The organism is Acinetobacter sp. NIPH 2699, from assembly GCF_022549355.1.
In the GTDB taxonomy this organism is placed as follows: Bacteria; Pseudomonadota; Gammaproteobacteria; order Pseudomonadales; family Moraxellaceae; genus Acinetobacter.
Genome location: NZ_JAKZGL010000017.1, coordinates 26,204 through 46,709, shown reverse-complemented (window position 1 = coordinate 46,709; position 20,506 = coordinate 26,204). Strand labels below are relative to the sequence as shown.

Sequence of the window (20,506 nt, the reverse complement as noted above, 5' to 3'; positions counted from 1 at the left end):
AAAACTCAAACAAATATTGGATACGCAGAAACGTCATCCACAACCTGCGTGATTTAAACAAGATAATGTTTCTGCGAAAGATTCAAATGAATGAAAGAAGTGAACAGGTTTTGTGGATGACAATGGTTTTGCCTACTTTTGCCGAAACAAAAGTAGGGCGAACCGCAGGTTATCCTAAAATCTGATGAGAACTCAGTAAGACTCCCATATAATCTATCATTCACCCTTATCCTATCAATTAGTGTTCTCGCGTATTGCTGAACTGAATATCAGGCCAACGTTCTTGCATCAACTGCAAATTGACACGGCTTGGGGCAAGGTAAGTTAAGTGACCACCACCATCCACTGACAACTGATCATGCGCCTTTTTCTTAAATTCATTGAAGATTTTTTCATCATCACAATGAACCCAACGAACAGTGTGAACACTCACTGGCTCATAAATACAGTCTACTTTATATTCTTCTTTCAGACGGTAAGCAACCACATCAAACTGTAACACCCCCACTGCACCAACAATCAGGTCGTTACTCATTTGTGGCATAAAGACCTGTGTCGCACCTTCTTCAGACAACTCTTTCAAGCCTTTCTGTAATTGCTTCGATTTGAGTGGATCGCGTAAACGAACACGGCGGAACATTTCAGGCGCAAAGTGAGGGATTCCAGTGAAATGAAGATTCTCACCGCTGGTAAAGGTATCCCCGATTTGAATGGTGCCATGATTGTGTAAACCAATGATGTCACCTGGCCAAGCCTCTTCCAGTTGCTCACGCTCACCTGCAAGGAACGTCAATGCATCACTAATACGCACGTCTTTACCGATACGCACATGATTCATTTTCAAACCCTTTTCATATTTACCCGAGCAAATACGCATAAAGGCAATACGGTCACGATGCTTCGGGTCCATATTGGCTTGGATTTTAAATACAAAGCCAGTGAAGCCACTTTCATTGGCATCAACAACACGTTCTTGTGTTGGATGTGCTTTTGGTTCTGGTGCCCAGTTGATAAATGCATCAAGGACATGATCAACAGCAAAGTTGCCCAATGCGGTTCCAAATAAAACAGGGGTCTGTTTACCTTGTAAGAATAACTCGCGGTCTAATGGTTCATTTGCCATCTGGACCAATTCAAGTGACTCTTCAAAAGATGCCCAAGCTAAATCGCCCACTTTTTCACGAATATCAGGATAGTCATATCCATCACGCACTTCGATATCAGTAATGGTTGAACCAAAACCTGCCTTGTAGACATACAGTTTATTTTCTAGCAGATTGTAGACACCAGCAAAATCACGCCCCATACCTAACGGCCATGTGATCGGTACGCAGCGAATCTTCAGGACATTTTCAATCTCATCGAGTAGCTCTAACGGTTCACGAATTTCACGGTCCATTTTGTTCACGAACGAAATGATCGGTGTGTCACGCATACGACACACTTCCATCAATTTAATGGTTCGATCTTCGACCCCTTTTGCACCATCGATGACCATCAACGCAGAGTCAACGGCAGTCAAAGTACGATAGGTATCTTCAGAGAAATCTTCATGTCCTGGTGTATCGAGAAGATTAATGGTGTGCTTTTTATAAGGGAATTGCATCACAGAGGTAGTAATCGAGATACCACGTTCTTTTTCCATTTCCATCCAATCCGACGTTGCTGCGCGATCAGACTTACGGCTTTTTACCATACCTGCGACTTGAATCGCTTTACCCCATAACAGCAGTTTTTCTGTCATGGTGGTTTTACCCGCATCGGGGTGGGAAATGATCGCAAATGTGCGTCGTTGGGCAACTTGTGCCGCTAATTCATCTTTAAACATGAGAAAAATCTACAATTTTGTCCGTCCATTTGTAAGCACTAACAAAAGTATTAACAAATGAGGTTCGAAAGAATTTGAAATTGGCGCAATTGTAGCAGATTTATAGAGCATGTTTTATCGATTGTTGATAGGTCTTGAGTTATCCACAATTAAGGTCACTCTGATGATAAGAGCCTAAATTCTATTTTCTAATGTACGTTTAAGTACCCTCCACTTAATCACGCTTTTTAATGTATCACCTCACCTCTAACTTTAAAACATCACGTCAAAATCAAAGACTTTAGCTTCTACCATGATTTGGTTACCATAAGGAAATGTCGATGGACACATCCAATTTTGTTCTCATCCTTATATAAGAGAAAAAATATGTCACAACAAGATTTTGAAAATGGGTTAAAAGTTCGTACTGAAGTCATGGGCGAATCCTTTGTGAAACGCGCACAGGACAATACGGTGCCCTTCACTCAGCCATTACAGGACTGGATTAATGAACATGCTTGGGGTTCAACTTGGCAACGTGAAGGTGTATTGCCACGCAAATACCGTTCACTCATTACCATTGCATTTTTAACCGCACTGAAAAGCCCGACTGAGCTTAAAGGTCATATTCGTGGTGCATTGAATAACGGTGCGAGTGTTGAAGAAATTCAGGAAGTCCTACTGCATAGTCTCCCCTATTGTGGCGCACCCGCAACTCAGGAAGCATTTCGGGCTGCACTTGAAGTAATCAATGAATATCAACTCGAGTCTTAGAACATTATCTAAATCACTAAAGCAAGTTGCTTTATCACAGACTTGAACGCCAAATGATTTTTCATTTGGCGTTTTACATTTAATTTCTAGCCAAATGACATTCAATGCCCCAAATCAGCAGTCAAATGTCCTATTTACGCTATGCTGTATTTTTATCTTTAGATTTATTCTTTAAAAATAATCAGTTAGATCCTAAATCTTATTTTATCTGGGTTAAATACTTAGAAAAAACTGAAACGATATTTGGAATTAATCTCATTTTTTCATGTTTATTCTCTGACTAAATTACGTCCAATATCAATCGAATAAAGATTAGGCGTGATTAGTACACTTTTTGCCATCATCTTTACTGCATGGAGTGACTAAGATGTGACAGATGATAAATGAAGTTTTGAATTAATTTTGAAGATAATGGAGCAATCAATTGAGCAAAAAAATACAATCTAATCCAGCTGGCATACAATTCCCGATACAGTCAGGTAAAAAAACACCTAGCACCACATATACCGCAAAGCAAATTCTAAGGTCAGCGCTGCAAAGTGTTGACTCACCTTATGTATCTAAACTGGCTGCCGAAAAAAACTGGAGAAAAAATTATCCTGTTTACTTTCAAGAATTGGTCAAAACGGGGATTGAGTCAGTAGATCATCCTGCACGTATTGCACAGCAAGGATTAGATACAGCCAAAGCATTATTTAACTTCAATCGAGCTGAAAAACGTGACACTTTAAACAATGCAATGGCGAATATTAAAGAGCAACCTTTTGAAAACTTCGTCCTAAAAGGCACAGGCAGTCCAAACATCGAAGCTTGGTCTATTCCCTATAATGGTACGAAATTACAAGGTGCAGCTTTATTACAGCAAATTGATCTTTGGGAGCAACAACAAGTCATTGAACCCAGTCATGCTAAAGCCTTACGTCTACTCAATGAACATCCTGAATGGTTTGATTTGTCTAAACGTACCATGGTGCTATTCGGTGCGGCTTCTGAAGCCGGTCCGCTGAGTTGGCTGGCAAAATGGCGTGCCAATATTGTTGCGATTGATTTACCCAATCCAGCAATATGGGAAAAAATTACCAATACAGTCAAACAAGGCAATGCAACCTTAATCGCCCCACAAATCACAACGGTGAAGAATGAGCAACAACTCGGCGCGAACTTACTCACCCAAACACCTGAAATTGCCAATTGGTTGAACACCTTTACTGAAACTTTAGATTTGGCGGGGATTGCTTATTTAGATGGTGAAAAACATGTTCGTGTTTCCATCGCCATGATTAGCATCATGGAGCAAGTCAGTCGTCTAAAAGCGGACAGCAGTATCATGTTTATGCTGACCCCAACCGATATTTACGCTATTCCAAAATCTGTTGTGCAATCAATCCAACAGAACATCAAACAACGCCCAATGTTTGAAAAACTACTGACCAAATCCATTCACGGTATCTCTTTGGCTAACTTTTTTAAACCCAATATCGAACAGTTAATCAGGTCAGACAATGGTCAGCAATATGGTATTTCTGATTGTATGGTGATTGAGCAAGGACCAAACTACGCACTCGCAAAACGACTACAACAATGGTTTGCAATTTCCACACGTGCGCGTGGTCAAAAGACCGTGATTAATATTGCACCCTCTACAACCACTCATTCTGTTGTGAAAAACCCAATCCTTAAAGCAGCTTTCTCTGGTGCTGATTTGTTTAAAGTCGAAACATTTAGCCCTGAAACCACCAATGCGATTATGGCCGCACTTTGGGTGCATGATTTAAATAATCCAGAGAGTGCAACCAATCCTGATAAACCATTAGAGCATCCACTTGAACTGATTATGGAAAATGCCAATCACGGCGGTTTATGGCATGTGCCATATTTGGCAAGAACCGCTTTACCTTTTGCAGCCGCTTATGGTTGGGTACGAGAGAAGTTCGAATAAAACTATTTTTTTAGAAAGAGCTGGAGTAAAGCTTTGTCTTAAAATGGAGAAGATTTACTCCAATTCAATAAAAATGAGCAGAATGGATACGCTGACCATTTCACTGATGCTTCGCTAAATAATAGTCACGAAATAGCAGCCTTTTGCGAAAATCTCCTTGATGAATACCCCAAATTGATCATTTTGGGGGATAAGTTAAGCAGATGAGTCACTGAGCTGATTTCATTTTTCTTTTAATATGCGGCTACTGAATAGCAACCTTAGAGTTCTAAGTTCCAATGACTCAATTGCCAAAAGTTAGACGTAATTTACTTAATTCGCCAACTGCTCAAAAACTGCTGAATAGTCACACTGGTCAGCAAACGCGCCATATTTTCTCCAATGCAGCAGATCGCTTGTTACGCGGACATCAACTTGCCTTATCAGGTAAAACACCATTTGAAGTTGTTTATCAACGTGAAATCATTAGCTTACGTTATTACGCAGCAGACGCAGGCGCAGCGCAAAAACACCGAATTCCATTGGTTATTGTGCCGCCTTTAGCTGCAAATATGCTGATTTACGATTTATTTCCTTCGCGCAGTTTGGTTCGTTATTTTCAGTCACAAGGCTTCGAGCTTTACCTCATCGATTGGGGTACACCGAGCTTACGCCAAGCCAAATACAATTTAGGTACTTACGTTAAAACGTTTATGCCCGACTTTATAGCAAAAATCCGAGAACATAGCGGACAGCAACAACTGTCACTTTATGGCTGGAGTTTAGGTGGCGCCCTTTCACTGTGCTATACAGCGTTATTTAAAGATCAAGATATTAAAAATATGGTCATTTTGGCATCACCGATTAACACACATCAATCTGGCTATATGGGCAAGCTGTACCAACGTTTGACCATTCCTGCTCAATGGATTCGCAACAACACCAATTTTCGTATTAAACAAATTCCAAGCCATATCTTTCACATCCATGGTTGGCAGAACACCCTTGGTTTTAAACTCACCGACCCGATCGGTAACTTTAAAAATTATTGGGAATTGGTCAGAAACCTGAATGATCGCCAATTTGTGATTAACCATGCAACCTCAAGTTCTTTTGTCGATAACATGCTGGCTTATCCCGGCGGTGTGATGCGAGATATTATTTTACGCTTTTGGATTGATAATGAACTATCGACGGGTTTGGTTAAGTTTGGCGAGCAAACTGCAAACTTAAAAGATATCGACTGCTCCGTACTCGCTGTCGGTGGTAACACCGATATCATCGTCACCACTGAAGCGATACGTCCCTTAATGGATCTCATCAGCAGTACAGATAAACAGTTTAAAATCGTCGCAGGTGGACACATGGGTCTCGTCTCAGGCAATCAAGCCCCTCAAACCGTTTGGCCTGTTGTGACTGATTGGTTGGCTCAACGCTCTCTTTAATCATTCGTATATATCGGCAAGATTGTTATTCTTTTTAAAGAGTTCAATCTTGCCACTATTCAATCTCGAGACCCTAAGCAAAGTTTTGCTGGCGGTGCAATACCAAACTTTCAATATTAACAGGCGTTCCCAATAAATAGCCTTGTAACTGATGGCAGCCCAGCTTGGTTAAAATATCGGCTTGCTGTTGGGTTTCTACACCTTCTGCCGTTACCGTCAAACCGAGTTTCGCAGCAAGATGAATAATACTTTCTAAAATGGCTTCTTCTTTAGAGTTAGGTTGTAGGTCGATGATAAAACCACGATCTATTTTAAGCTCATCTACAGGTAAATCTTTTAAATATAAGAAGCTTGAATAACCTGTACCAAAATCATCGATTGCAATACGGATACCCAGCTTACGTAAACGCTCCAAGGTCCGAATGCTCGAATCAATATGATGCATTGCGGTTGACTCAGTAATTTCTAAAATTAGATGCTGGGGTTGAATATTGTATTGTTCGATGAGCTGTTCCAAGACACTGAATAATTTTTTATTTTCAAATTGTAGTGCCGATAGATTGACTGCAATTGGATAAAAAGGACTATTCTCTTGTTCCCATTTCTGAATTTGTTGACAGGCTTGTTCCAGCGCCCAATACCCCATTGGAATGATTAAACCTGTTTTCTCCGCACCATCAATAAACATATGGGGCGTTAACAGACCTAAGCTTGGGTGATTCCAACGAATAAGTGCCTCAACACCACACACTTCATAATTCGCTGTAAATTTAGGCTGATAAAATAAAATGAACTGCTGTTCATCAACCGCTTTATACAAATCATTGATCAATTTTGACTGACTACGCACATCTTTTTGGTCAGTCATCGCATGAAATATCGTATAGGTATTACGTCCCTGATCTTTAGACATCAGCATGGCAATATCAGCATTAATCAGTAGATCTTGCACATTGCTTCCATGCTCAGGATACATTGCAATTCCAAGACTCGCAGAAATATTAATATCTTTGCCCGCAATCAAGTAGGTTTCTTGAATGAAGTACAAAATACTTTCTGCAAGTTGCATCGCGCCATTGCTGTCTGTGTTTTCCGAAATCAAGACAAACTCATCACCACCGATACGGAATAATCTTTGATTTGCCTCAAGTTGATTATGCAAACGATTGGCCATTTGAATAAGCAACTGATCACCCACATGATGACCAAAAGCATCATTGACGGATTTAAAGCGGTCTAAATCAATATATAAAAAAGCCACTTTCTGTTCACGTAACCGATGATGAGTAAAAACAACCTCAGCATAATCCGTTAAATACAAACGATTTGGCAATTTCGTTAATGCGTCATGCAAAGACTGTGTCGCAAGTTGTTTATTGATTAATTTGAGTTGTTGATTTCGTTGCTCTAAACGGGCTTCCAATAGAGCAACCGCAAAACCTGCGACAAAAACCAAACTGGTAATGAAAATAATCGTGAATAATAAAACGCTTTGTTCAGTTTGTGCAGGGGGAACAACTTTTACCAAGCTCTCATTAAAGTAAGTTGCAGCCATGCCTATATAGTGCATGCCAACGATACTAAGCGCCATTAGAACCGCAACAATCACTTTTAAAGTAATTCTATAATTCGCCGCAGCCTTATATTTAAAAATAAAAAAGAAACTTAAGCCAGAGCCACTAATTGCGATCAAGATAGAGCAGATCACAAGCAATGGATCATAATACATCTGATGATATTCAACAGTGAGCGCCATCATCCCCGTGTAATGCATGCCAGATATCCCAAGCCCCATAAAAACAGCGCCTAGAATCAAACGAGCAAGAGGTAATGTTTGACGCGAAGTCAACCATACCGCAAAAATAGAGGCAACCGCTCCAATCAGATAAGAGAGAAGCGTCAAACCGACATCAAAATGATACCCTTCTGGCAAATGGCTAGCCAGCATCCCCACAAAATGCATCGACCATATCGCTAGGCCTAAGATCAGACCACTCGTTACTAAAATGCTTTTTTCAAACTTTTTATAAGCAGCTTTAAAAACGAGTTCTTCCATTGAAACCGCAGCGTAACATATCACTACTGCAACCAAAATGGAAACGATGACCAATGTGCTATCGTAATCAACGTGTACCATAAAGGACTTCCATGATTATTCAGTACTTTTTTTTATTTATTGAGCAAATTGCTCAAAATCAGAACGATCCTTCACACTCAAAGAAATATGAAGTTTATCTTCATAAACTTTTCTTAACAATAACATCATCCAGCATAAGGTCAAGTCTTTTTCACTTTATAAATCAATAGAATAAAAACCTAAAATACAGTTTATTACTATAGAAAATAGAGTTTTCCCCATTCCATTTTTATCCAAAGACTAATTTATCTTTTACTCGATTTTTTTAAATTTCAGTTATTACTATTTTAATGCTGTGAATCGTGCAGACACCCCCAATGTATGCAACTACATTGTTTCAATCAAACTATTAAAAACATGCTTAAATCGATTAAAACATGAACAATATTAAGCCTATTTTTTATTTATATTGTTATAACTCTGTTATCAACCGCAAATAAAAAACCCTTGTGTCAAAACAAGGGTTTTTCAAGATTAAACTAAAACTTAGTTCTTCTCTTTATCAACAATCTTATTCGCTTGAATCCAAGGCATCATCGCACGTAATTTATTACCTGTCACTTCGATACCATGCGCAGCATTTTGACGACGGCGAGCAGTCATAGACGGATAGTTTAACGCACCTTCTTGGATGAACATTTTTGCATATTCACCAGACTGAATACGCTTCAAAGCATTACGCATTGCTTCACGAGACTGTTCATTGATTACTTCAGTACCCGTTACATATTCACCGTATTCAGCATTGTTTGATACTGAATAGTTCATGTCCGCGATACCGCCTTCAAACATCAAGTCAACGATTAACTTCAGTTCGTGTAAGCATTCGAAATACGCCATTTCTGGTGCATAACCAGCTTCAACCAAAGTTTCGAAGCCCATTTTCACCAATTCAACCGCACCACCACAAAGAACTGCTTGCTCACCGAATAAATCAGTTTCAGTTTCTTCTTTGAATGAAGTTTCGATGATACCAGTACGACCACCACCTACACCTGAAGCGTAAGAAAGTGCTACGTTACGTGCATTACCAGAAGCATCTTGATGAATTGCGATCAAGTCAGGAACACCTGAACCACGTTGATATTCTGAACGTACAGTATGACCAGGTGCTTTTGGAGCAACCATAATCACGTCTAAGTCTTTACGTGGAACAACTTGGTTATAAAGAATAGAGAAACCATGAGCAAATGCTAAAGTCGCACCTTCTTTGATATTTGGTTCGATCACATCACGATAAAGTTGTGATTGGAATTCATCTGGAGTCAAGATCATAACTAAATCAGCTTGAGCAACAGCGGCTGGTACTTCAGATACTTTAAGACCTGAATTTTCAGCTTTTTTCCAAGAAGTAGAACCTGCACGTAAACCGACAGTGACATCTACGCCAGATTCTTTCAAGTTAAGTGCATGAGCATGACCTTGTGAACCATAACCAATGATTGCAACTTTCTTGCCTTGGATGATTGATAAGTCACAGTCTTTATCGTAAAAAATTTGCATCTGTTTTCTCCGCTAAAATGCTTTTTGAATCCCACTAACCCTCCTCTTTTCTTAAAGGGGGTTAGGGAAATTTTATTTCCTAAATTGTTAAAACTTTTTCACCACGAGCAATGCCCGATACACCTGAACGTACCACTTCAAGAATGGTATTTTCTGCGAGTGCATCAATAAACCCATCAATCTTGTCCGTGGTCCCTGCGATCTGGATGGTATAAGTCGTTGGGGTTACATCAACGATTTGAGCACGGAAGATATCAGCAGTACGTTTAATTTCCGCACGAGCCGCTCCTAGCGCTTTTACCTTGATCAACATCAATTCACGTTCAATGTGTGCACCTTCAGACAGGTCAACCACTTTCACGACTTCAACCAATTTGTTCAACTGTTTGGTGATTTGTTCGATCTTATGATCATCACCATACGTGGTTAAGGTGAGACGAGATAAGGTTTCATCTTCAGTCGGTGCAACATTTAAAGTCTCAATGTTGTAGTTACGTTGAGAAAACAATCCCACTAAACGAGAAAGCGCACCAGCTTCGTTTTCAACGAGTACAGAAATAATATGTCTCATTCAGTACGCTCCCCTTTTCCTAACCACATATCCTGCATCGATTGACCTGCAATCAGCATTGGATAAACATGTTCTGTACGATCCACCATGACATTAATGAATACACATTTATCATTAATCGCCATCGCTTCAGCAAGTTTAGATTCCAACTCATCGGCATGATCGATTTGAATACCGACATGACCATAAGCTTCCATTAACTTAGCGAAATCAGGCAACGAATCGACATAAGAACTTGAATGACGTCCTTCATAATTCATATCCTGCCACTGCTTCACCATGCCCAAAGCTTGGTTATTTAAGCAAAGAATTTTCACATTTAAGCCATATTGCTTACATGTCGATAATTCTTGGATACACATCTGAATCGACGCTTCACCCGTAATACAAACCACTTGTTGATCTGGGAATGCAAGCTTCGCAGCCATCGCATACGGCAAACCAACCCCCATGGTGCCTAAGCCACCTGAGTTGATCCATTGACGTGGACGTTTGTATTTATAGTAGTTTGCACCAAACATCTGATGCTGACCTACGTCCGAAGTAATGATGGCTTCACCATTGGTCACACGATCTAATGCCTCAACCACTTGCTGAGGTTTCATTACACCATTTTGACCTGCTTCATAACGTAAACCATGAACTTTACGCCACTCATTAATCTGAGACCACCATGCTGCAATCGCTTCAGGGTTTGGCTTAGAAACATTCATTTGTTTGAGTTGTGCCAACATTTCTTGCAGCACAGGCTCTACCGCACCCACAATCGGGATGTGTGCCATAATGGTTTTTGAAATGGTTGCTGGATCTACATCAATGTGAATTACTTTGGCATTGAGACAGAATTTAGCTGGGTTGTTGGTTACACGGTCATCGAAACGCGCACCAATCGCTAAAATCACATCTGCATTGTGCATCGCCATATTGGCTTCATAGGTTCCATGCATCCCCAACATGCCCACAAACTGTGGATCATTTCCTGGGAAAGCACCTAGACCCATCAAGGTATTGGTGACTGGATAACCCAATAAATGTGCAAGTTCCGTCAACAATCCAGAAGCATTACCTTGAACAACACCACCACCTGTATAGATCATTGGGCGTTTCGCAGTAATCAGCTCATCAATTGCTTTACGAATCTGACCTGAGTGACCACGAGATGGCGGTTGATAAGAACGCATCTTCACTTTTTCAGGATATTCGTAAGCAAATTTTTCTGCTGGATTGGTTGCATCTTTAGGAATATCAATAACAACTGGACCTGGACGGCCAGAAGATGCGATATAAAATGCTTTTTTAATAATGGCAGGAATTTCGCTGGCATGACGCACTTGGAAACTGTGTTTTACGATTGGGCGAGAAATCCCAACCATATCTGTTTCCTGAAAGGCATCTTCACCAATTAAATGACTCGCAACCTGACCAGACAAAATCACCATTGGGATTGAGTCCATGTATGCAGTTGCAATTGGCGTTACAGTATTTGTTGCACCTGGACCAGAAGTAACAAGAACAACCCCTGTTTTCCCTGTTACACGTGAATAAGCATCTGCCATATGACCAGCAGCTTGCTCATGACGTACAAGGTAATGATTGATTTTGTCTTGTTGAAATAGCGCGTCATAGATATGTAAAACTGCGCCGCCTGGATAACCAAAAACATGCTCTACGCCTTCGTCCGCGAGGGCACGAACGAGCATTTCACCACCAGATAAAAGTTCCAACGTGATTCACCCTATGTTTACACAATTTATGGGAGGCATAAATTGTGTTTCATTCATTAACTTATGCACTTTTTGTATGTGTGCGTATTCTACTCGTTTTTGCTGCAATAGGAAAAATTTTCTGACTCATCAGCTGTATAAGCTGTTTTTACATCTCGAATCAAAATATGTTGGGATAAACATATTTCAAAAAATCATTCTCTCGGCTAGAAAGAATGTCCATTGCAAGCCATGACATTTATTCGAAGGGTGATCAAATAAGCGCATATAAAACTAAAGCAAGCATTTTTGTAGCTTTCTTAAACAAAGTCAAGAATAAAGCAACAGTTTTTATATAATATTTCTTGGCTGTTGTTTTTTTATTCAAAGTTCACAGAATAATTTGGTCATTTTAAATGTCCATTTGTCCAAAAATGATTTTCTTTTTATACAATACTAGGCATTGTGATTTTTTGATTTATACCTGTTGATCGAATATAGATAGCATTCTCTTGGGGAGAAAAAATGAAAGCATCTCTTTTTAAAACAATCTCATATGCAGTTTCAGCAACCGTATTATTACTTTGTACGAGTCAATCTCAGGCGCAACAATATTATAAATGGGTCGATGCGAACGGCTCCACCCATTACACTACTACGCCACCACCAAAAGGTACAAAACGGTTGGATAAAGTGGCAACTTATGCCACCCATCATACCCACAGCCCCTCTACAAAAACACAGGACACAACCAAAGAAGCACAAAATGCACCGCACCACACAGAAGCAGTGACAGAAGAAGCTGTAACACCAAGTGCATCTACAGCTTCGACAGCATCTGAGCGTTAATCTAATGATTCATAATGATGGCAGAGCGATCATCAAGGTGTTCGCTTGATAGCGTCGCTTTGATGATAAAATCCTCATCGAATCACTGACATTTCATCCAGTTTTGCGCTATGCTGTGCAGCAATTATTTTCCACTTATTTTGTTGTATCGCATATCCCTATGACGACTTCTCACATTGACGCCGAATATCAAGCAAGTGCCATTGAGCCTCAAGTTCAACAAGACTGGGACAATCGCAAAGTTTTTAAAGTTGCAGACACTGTAGAGGGTAAACATCGCTATATCCTATCGATGTTCCCCTACCCAAGTGGCAAACTGCATATGGGCCATGTGCGCAACTATACCATTGGCGATGTGATTAGCCGTTTTTACCGTTTAAAAGGTGAAACTGTTTTACAACCGATGGGTTGGGATGCGTTTGGTTTACCTGCCGAAAATGCAGCGATTGCACATCAAGTCGCACCAGCACAATGGACCTTTGAAAATATCGCCTATATGCGTGACCAGTTAAAGAAACTGGGCTTGTCGGTGGACTGGGATCGTGAATTTGCCACCTGTACCCCAGAGTATTACCACTGGGAACAATGGTTATTCGTTCAGCTTTATAAGAAAGGCTTGATCTATCGTAAGCTTTCAACGGTGAACTGGGATCCTGTCGACCAGACTGTTTTAGCCAATGAACAAGTTGAAAATGGTCGTGGCTGGCGTTCAGGTGCATTGGTCGAAAAACGCGATATTCCAATGTACTATTTCCGCATCACCGACTATGCACAAGAATTATTAGATGATTTAGATACTTTAAAAGATGGCTGGCCTCAACAAGTCTTGACCATGCAACGTAACTGGATTGGTCGTTCAACAGGGATGGAAATCACTTTCCCTTCTGCAAATACTGACCTTTATGCAGATAGCTTAACCGTTTATACCACACGTGCAGATACCCTCATGGGTGCAACCTATGTGGCCGTTGCTGCTGAACACCCAATGGCGCTTAAAGCTGCTGAAAGTAACCCAGAACTTGCTGCCTTTATTGAAGAATGCCGTATGGGTTCAGTTGCAGAAGCAGATTTAGCCACTGCTGAAAAGAAAGGCATGGCAACAGGCTTATTTGTTAAGCATCCAGTAACTGGTGAAGAATTGCCAGTGTGGATTGCCAACTACGTATTAATGTCTTACGGCTCTGGTGCCGTGATGGCGGTTCCTGCACATGACGAACGTGATTTCGAATTTGCCAATAAATTCAATCTTGCAATCAAACAAGTCATCGATGCTAAAGGCGCTGACGATGCTGAATACTCAGCTGCTGAATGGCAAGAATGGTACGGCTCTAAAGAAGGCAAATTGGTTAATTCTGACGAGTTTGACGGTTTAGACATCCAAGCGGCTTTTGATGCATTCCTTGCAAAATTAGAACCGCAGGGCTTAGCAAACGCTAAAGTTCAATTCCGTTTACGCGACTGGGGGGTCTCTCGTCAGCGTTATTGGGGTTGTCCAATTCCAATGGTCAACTGCAACACCTGTGGTCAAGTTCCTGTTCCAGAAGATCAACTTCCAGTGGTCTTACCAACAGATGTGGTTCCAGATGGTTCTGGCAACCCATTGAACAAGATGCCCGAGTTCTATGAAACCAAATGCCCGAGCTGTGGTGGCGATGCACGTCGTGAAACCGACACCTTAGACACCTTTGTAGAATCATCTTGGTACTATGCACGTTATGCGTCTCCAGACTTTACTGGCGGTATGGTGAAACCTGAGGCTGCACAAAACTGGCTTCCTGTGAATCAATATATCGGTGGTGTAGAACACGCGATCCTGCACTTACTTTACGCACGTTTCTTCCATAAATTGATGCGTGACGAAGGTGTGGTACAAGGCAATGAACCATTTACCAACTTGTTAACGCAAGGCATGGTCTTGGCAGATACCTTCTATCGTGAAGCTGAGAATGGCAAAAAAACGTGGTACAACCCTGCGGATATCGAATTAGAGCGTGACGAAAAAGGTCGTATTCTTTCAGCAAAATATTCAGGTGATGGTCAGGAAGTTGTAATCGGCGGACAAGAAAAAATGTCCAAGTCGAAAAACAACGGGATCGATCCACAAGCGATTATTGATCAATACGGCGCAGATACTGCACGTGTGTTTATGATGTTCGCTGCACCACCAGATCAATCATTAGAATGGTCTGATGCAGGTGTGGAAGGTTCAAATCGCTTCTTGAAACGAGTATGGCGTTTAACGACCAGCTTCTTGGAAAAAGGCAATCAAACCACTGCAATCGATACTGCGAACTTGTCGAAAGATGCACAAGACTTACGTCGTAAAACCCATGAAACCATCCAGAAAGTGGGTGATGACATCGAACGTCGTCATGCATTTAATACTGCGATTGCAGCATTGATGGAATTACTCAACGCCAGCAATAAGTTTGAAGTAAAAGATGACAATGATGTTGCCGTTGCTCGCGAAGCAATCACGACATTGCTCACCTTGCTTGCGCCATTTGCACCGCACTTGAGTCAAACATTGTTAACTCAGTTTGGTGTGGAATTAACGGCAGTTGAATTCCCGCAAGTGGATGAGTCTGCGTTAACACGTAATACGCAAACGATTGTTGTACAAGTGAATGGTAAACTTCGTGCTAAGTTAGACGTCGCTGTCGATATCTCTAAAGATGATTTATTGGCTCAGGCAAAAGCATTACCAGAAATTCAACAATTCTTAACTGGCCCGACCAAGAAAGAAATTGTTGTACCGAATAAATTGGTGAATTTAGTCGTTTAAACTATAGGGGCGTATTGTATACGCCCTCATTGTCTCTATGAGGAATGGATATGCACTTAGCGCAACGTTTAGCTACTATTGTTTTAACTTTAGGTCTAAGTGCAGGCTTAGTCGGCTGTGGCTTTCACTTAAAAGGCAACAATCCAGCAGCGACACCACTGGTCTACAATAAATTAACGTTAGTATTGCCAGACAATACCGATGAGCTTGAAAACCGACTCAGCATTTATCTCAGTGCAACAGGTGTACAACTAAGCAATTCAAATGATGCTTATGTACTTCGTATTTTGGATTACACCCCTCGCCGCCAATTACTCAACGGAAAATTGACCGAGGTATTGCTTCGATTGACGGTGACCTTTCAGATTGAAGACCGTCAAGGCAATAAAGTGACTGAACCACGCACATTAACAGCGTCTCGCACTTACCAATACGATGTGGCAACAGTCAACACGGATAACCAACAAGAAGCCTATCTGAACCGTATTGTCATTGATGATGTGGCTCAGCAAGTGACACGTCAAATCGCAGCAAATCGCTTACCCAAAGCTCAACCATAATTTGTATCTATGAAACTGGATTATGTTCAAGCGTTAAAAAGAGTCAAAGATGCTCGCGGTGCATGGATCATTCATGGTCAAGAGCCTTTACTTGAGCAAAATCTGCTCGACACATTTCGTAAAAGCTGGCAACAACAAGAAGTTGAACGCCAGCGTTACGACATTAGCAGTGTCAACGATTGGAAAAATGTCTTTAATGCCCTGAATAGTTTGTCGTTATTTTCTCAGCAATTGGCAATCGAAGTTCATGGCAATATCAAACCTGATGCCAACGGCTTAAAGCAACTTAAAAGTTATATACAACACAATGAGCATAATTTATTGCTGATTGTTTTACCGAAACAAGACAGTGGCAATCTCAAATCTGCATTTTTCCAAGTGGTCGAAGCCAATGGTGTGGTCGTTCCACTCACCGCCACTTATCCTCAAGATCGACAACGTATTTTAACGATTGAAGCAGAAAAACTCGGTATTCAGTTGGATCAAGCCGCATGGCAATGGCTGATGCAGCATCATGAACACAATCTATTGGCTGCTAAAAATAGCTTGATGCGTGTTGCAGATACCTACCCTGATATCCAACATATTCAGACCGAACAACTATATGCTTGTTTGCAGGATCAGTCTCGCTATAGCACTTATGATTTAAGCGATGCCTTACTGGCAGGAAATTTAGCGCAATCTGTTAAAATTTATCAGTATCTACTTGCAGCAGGTGAGCCTGATAGCCTGATTTTATGGACGCTGAGTAAAGAAATGCGTCTATTGATGCAACTGTTTGAGCAACCTCAGAATGCTTTGCAACTTGGTATCTGGAAAACCAAAGTTTCGCAATATCAACAGGCTTTGCGCCGCCTAAATCCGCAACAATTCCTCACATGGCCTGATTTATTATTGCAAATAGACGCTGCCATTAAAGGCATGTCCAAAGAGAATACCGATCACTTAATGTTGCAAGCAATTAGCAAACTTTGTGGTACAACTTTATTTACTCAATCTTCGTAAACTCATGCAAAGCACACGATAAAAACAAGAAATATGGAGCGTAATGCTCATTTTAGATTAAAAATATTCACGCTTTATCCTTATTTCACTTTTATACTGAATAAAATTTTTAATTACGCGCTTGTGCCATGCCAAAAATGATTTCTAAAAAAGTTAAACCTGTAAAAATAATCATCATAGTGGTTAGCATTTTGGTGATTGCCCTACTCAGTTGGCTGATATTAAAGCCGAAAGCAACGACACCTCAATACATCACCGCTGAAGTAAGTCGTGGCGATCTTGAAAGTTCAGTTTTGGCAACAGGTGTATTGGAAGCCACCAAAATGGTCAGTGTCGGCGCACAGGTCTCTGGTCAAGTTAAAAAGATGTATGTGCAACTTGGTGATCAAGTTAAGCAAGGACAACTCATTGCTCAAATCGACTCAGTTCGCCAAGAAAATGAATTAAAAACCGCAGAAGCCAGTATTAAAAATCAACAAGCACAATTGGCAGTTCAACAAGCCAATCTTACGAAAGTGGATGCAGAATACAAACGTCAACAAACCATGTTCAGTCAGGATGCGACTTCTCGTGCAGAACTTGAATCTGCATTGGCAAGTTACAAAACGGCTCAAGCACAAATTGCAGCCATCAATGCACAGATTGAACAATCGCGTTTAACCCTTGCAACAACGAAAGAAGACTTGGGTTATACCCAAATTGTCGCGCCAATGGATGGTACGATTGTAGCGATTGTGACCGAAGAAGGTCAAACCGTGAATGCCAATCAAACTGCGCCAACCATTGTGAAACTGGCAACACTAGACACCATGACGGTTAAAGCACAGATTTCTGAAGCAGATGTGATGCGAGTTGAAAAAGGTCAAACGGTTTATTTCACCACTTTAGGCAACAGTGAGAAAAAACATTACGCTAAATTGCGCCAAGTCGAACCTGCACCAAATTCAATTAATACCGAAAACACCAGCACCAATTCTTCTTCTAGCACTGCTGTGTACTACAACGCGCTCTTTGATGTGCCAAATGAAGATGGCAAATTACGTATTGATATGACAGCGCAGGTTTATATTGTTTTGGCTGAGGCAAAAAATGTACTCACCGTCCCTGCCGCTGCCTTACAAACCAGTAACCGTTCAAATCGAAAAGAGCGCACAACAGATAAAATCGAAACAACGGATGCTCCAAGATCGCAACAGCCTAAACGCCTAGATTTGACCACAGATGAACAAACATTGATTACTCAAGGCAAAGCATCAACCAGCATGATTCGTGTGCTGCAAGCAGATGGTACGATCCAGCCACAACCGGTGTTAATTGGTCTTAATAATCGTGTCACAGCAGAAGTCATCAAAGGCCTCAAACAAGGTGATCAAGTAGTGATTGCGGATGCAACGGATAGTTCAAATGAAGCAGCGAAACGTAGTAATCAACGTGCGATGAGAATGTAATATGACTCAAGATCAAATACATTCAGCTCAGCCTCTACTTGAGGTCACCGATCTCACGCGTGAATTTCCCGCAGGTGAAGGTACGGTACAAATCCTCAAAGGCATTAATTTAAAAATTTATGCAGGTGAATTGGTCGCGATCGTTGGTCAGTCAGGTTCAGGCAAATCAACCTTAATGAACATTTTAGGATGTTTAGATAAGCCGAGCTCAGGAAGTTATCTGGTGAGTGGCCGCGAAACGCGTCAGCTCGAACCCGATGAACTGGCACAACTACGTCGCGAATACTTTGGTTTTATTTTCCAACGCTATCATTTGCTGGGTGATCTCAGTGCGTCAGGGAATGTAGAAGTTCCAGCCATTTACGCAGGTGTAGATAGTCATTTACGTCAACAACGTTCGGCTGAATTGCTATCAGAACTTGGACTCGAAGAACGCCTAGATCACCGACCGAGCCAGCTTTCAGGCGGACAACAACAACGTGTTTCGATTGCTCGCGCCTTGATGAACGGCGGTGATGTCATCTTGGCAGATGAACCCACAGGTGCATTGGATAAGAATAGCGGTGTTGAGGTGATGCGTATTTTACGTGAACTGAATGCCAAAGGTCATACCATTATTCTGGTCACCCATGATCTGAATGTCGCTAAAAATGCGACACGAATTATTGAAATTAGTGACGGTAATATTATTTCAGATCGTGCCAACACACCTGAAAATACGGATCCTGATTTAGAGCATCACCCCTTACAACGTGCCCCACAAAAGAAAACCTCCGCTTGGCGATCTTTCTTTGATCGTCTAGGTGAAGCATTCCGTATGGCACTTTTGGCCATGAATGCACATCGTATGCGTACTTTTTTGACCATGCTGGGCATTATCATCGGGATCGCATCCGTGGTATCCGTTGTTGCGCTGGGGAATGGTTCACAAAAGCAAATTCTGGAAAATATTAGCAGTCTCGGCACCAACACCATCACCGTTTATCAAGGACGGGGGTTTGGTGATACCTCCAGAGCCTCACAAGTTAAAACCCTTGTACCTGCCGATGCAGATGCACTGGCCGAACAACCTTATGTCGATGGGGTCAGCCCTTCTGCCAATACCAGCGTGACACTACGTTTCAAAGATACCGAAGCCTCTGCAACGGTCAATGGTGTCAGTGAAGACTTTTTCTATGTGCGAGGTATGACCTTTAAATCAGGCCAGCCTTTTGACAAAGAAGGTGTCACCCAACGTGCACAGGACGTGGTGATTGATACCAATACCGAGAAAACTTTTTTTGCTGATGGTACTAGCCCCGTTGGGCAAGTGATTCTCCTCGGTAGCGTACCAAGTCGAATTATTGGCGTGATTGATGCTCAACAAGGTTTCATGGGAAATTCAGACAGCCTCAATGTTTACCTCCCTTACTCCACTGTGATGAGTCGTATGTTAGGGCAATCCAATGTTCGTAGCATCATCGTGCGAATTAAAGATGAATATCCAAGTACAGCCGCTGAAAATGCCATTCTGACCCTGCTTGAACAGCGTCATGGTGCTCAGGATGTCTTCACTCAAAACTCTGACAGTATTCGTGAAACGATTCAGCAAACCACCGCCACCATGACCTTATTGATTTCAGCCATTGCCGTCATTTCATTGGTGGTGGGTGGTATTGGCGTGATGAATATCATGTTGGTTTCTGTGACTGAACGTACCCAAGAAATCGGGGTTCGTATGGCGGTCGGTGCTCGACAAAGTGATATTTTGCAACAATTCCTGATTGAAGCGATTTTGGTCTGCTTACTGGGCGGCGTACTCGGTGTACTGCTCTCTTTGGGCATTGGACAAATCATTGGGCATTTCGCCAAAGGCATTATTGAAATGAGTTACTCAACCACGTCAATCGTCGCAGCCTTTGTCTGCTCAAGTCTCATTGGTATCGTTTTTGGCTTCTTGCCTGCACGAAATGCAGCTCAACTCGATCCAGTTGCCGCTTTAGCGAGAGAATAAGGAATTTA

Annotated in this window: 14 protein-coding genes; 9 read left to right on the top strand and 5 right to left on the bottom strand. The window is 41.4% G+C overall.

Annotated elements, in window-relative coordinates:
• Positions 1-238 precede the first annotated feature (238 nt).
• Entirely contained in the window at positions 239-1,828 is a 1,590-nt protein-coding gene (locus MMP72_RS14005) for a peptide chain release factor 3 (protein WP_241318254.1), read from the bottom strand.
• 366 nt (positions 1,829-2,194) lie between these two features.
• Here MMP72_RS14005 and MMP72_RS14000 point away from each other — a divergent pair, with 366 nt between their 5' ends.
• The 3 genes from MMP72_RS14000 to MMP72_RS13990 all read left to right on the top strand — a co-directional run bounded on the left by MMP72_RS14000 (position 2,195) and on the right by MMP72_RS13990 (position 5,944).
• Positions 2,195-2,581: a carboxymuconolactone decarboxylase family protein gene (locus MMP72_RS14000; RefSeq protein WP_241318251.1), complete on the top strand. Its 387-nt coding sequence runs from the start codon at positions 2,195-2,197 to the stop codon at positions 2,579-2,581.
• A 424-nt stretch (positions 2,582-3,005) separates the two neighbouring features.
• Positions 3,006-4,520, top strand: coding sequence for a hypothetical protein (locus tag MMP72_RS13995; RefSeq protein ID WP_241318250.1), 1,515 nt, complete (start codon positions 3,006-3,008; stop codon positions 4,518-4,520).
• A 278-nt stretch (positions 4,521-4,798) separates the two neighbouring features.
• Positions 4,799-5,944 carry an alpha/beta fold hydrolase gene (locus MMP72_RS13990; RefSeq protein WP_241318248.1) on the top strand — a complete coding sequence of 382 codons (1,146 nt, stop codon included), beginning with the start codon at positions 4,799-4,801 and terminating at the stop codon, positions 5,942-5,944.
• Between the two features lie 73 nt (positions 5,945-6,017).
• Here the strand turns inward: MMP72_RS13990 and MMP72_RS13985 are convergent, their stop codons facing one another.
• The 4 genes from MMP72_RS13985 to MMP72_RS13970 form a co-directional block, all read right to left on the bottom strand.
• Positions 6,018-8,081: an EAL domain-containing protein gene (locus MMP72_RS13985; protein WP_241318246.1), complete on the bottom strand. Its 2,064-nt coding sequence runs from the start codon at positions 8,079-8,081 to the stop codon at positions 6,018-6,020.
• Between the two features lie 486 nt (positions 8,082-8,567).
• Positions 8,568-9,584, bottom strand: a complete 1,017-nt coding sequence (gene ilvC / locus MMP72_RS13980; RefSeq protein WP_241318244.1) for a ketol-acid reductoisomerase — start codon at positions 9,582-9,584, stop codon at positions 8,568-8,570.
• A gap of 79 nt (positions 9,585-9,663) precedes the next feature.
• Positions 9,664-10,155 carry an acetolactate synthase small subunit gene (ilvN, locus tag MMP72_RS13975; protein WP_004672684.1) on the bottom strand — a complete coding sequence of 164 codons (492 nt, stop codon included), beginning with the start codon at positions 10,153-10,155 and terminating at the stop codon, positions 9,664-9,666.
• A complete protein-coding gene (locus tag MMP72_RS13970) occupies positions 10,152-11,879 on the bottom strand; it encodes an acetolactate synthase 3 large subunit (protein ID WP_241318241.1) in 1,728 nt (575 codons plus the stop codon). The genes ilvN and MMP72_RS13970 overlap by 4 nt, the downstream gene beginning before the upstream one ends.
• Positions 11,880-12,383: 504 nt before the next feature.
• Between MMP72_RS13970 and MMP72_RS13965 the strand changes: the two genes are divergently transcribed.
• The 6 genes from MMP72_RS13965 to MMP72_RS13940 all read left to right on the top strand — a co-directional run bounded on the left by MMP72_RS13965 (position 12,384) and on the right by MMP72_RS13940 (position 20,498).
• Positions 12,384-12,707 carry a DUF4124 domain-containing protein gene (locus MMP72_RS13965; protein WP_241318239.1) on the top strand — a complete coding sequence of 108 codons (324 nt, stop codon included), beginning with the start codon at positions 12,384-12,386 and terminating at the stop codon, positions 12,705-12,707.
• A gap of 160 nt (positions 12,708-12,867) precedes the next feature.
• Positions 12,868-15,492, top strand: a complete 2,625-nt coding sequence (gene leuS, locus MMP72_RS13960; RefSeq protein WP_241318237.1) for a leucine--tRNA ligase — start codon at positions 12,868-12,870, stop codon at positions 15,490-15,492.
• Positions 15,493-15,542: 50 nt separating this feature from the next.
• Positions 15,543-16,052 (top strand): LPS assembly lipoprotein LptE, encoded by a 510-nt coding sequence (lptE, locus tag MMP72_RS13955; RefSeq protein ID WP_241318235.1) that lies wholly within the window; start codon positions 15,543-15,545, stop codon positions 16,050-16,052.
• A 9-nt stretch (positions 16,053-16,061) separates the two neighbouring features.
• Positions 16,062-17,057 (top strand): DNA polymerase III subunit delta, encoded by a 996-nt coding sequence (gene holA / locus MMP72_RS13950; RefSeq protein ID WP_241318233.1) that lies wholly within the window; start codon positions 16,062-16,064, stop codon positions 17,055-17,057.
• Positions 17,058-17,185: 128 nt separating this feature from the next.
• Positions 17,186-18,505 (top strand): efflux RND transporter periplasmic adaptor subunit, encoded by a 1,320-nt coding sequence (locus tag MMP72_RS13945; protein ID WP_241318231.1) that lies wholly within the window; start codon positions 17,186-17,188, stop codon positions 18,503-18,505.
• Position 18,506: 1 nt separating this feature from the next.
• A complete protein-coding gene (locus tag MMP72_RS13940) occupies positions 18,507-20,498 on the top strand; it encodes a MacB family efflux pump subunit (RefSeq protein ID WP_241318230.1) in 1,992 nt (663 codons plus the stop codon).
• Positions 20,499-20,506 lie beyond the last annotated feature (8 nt).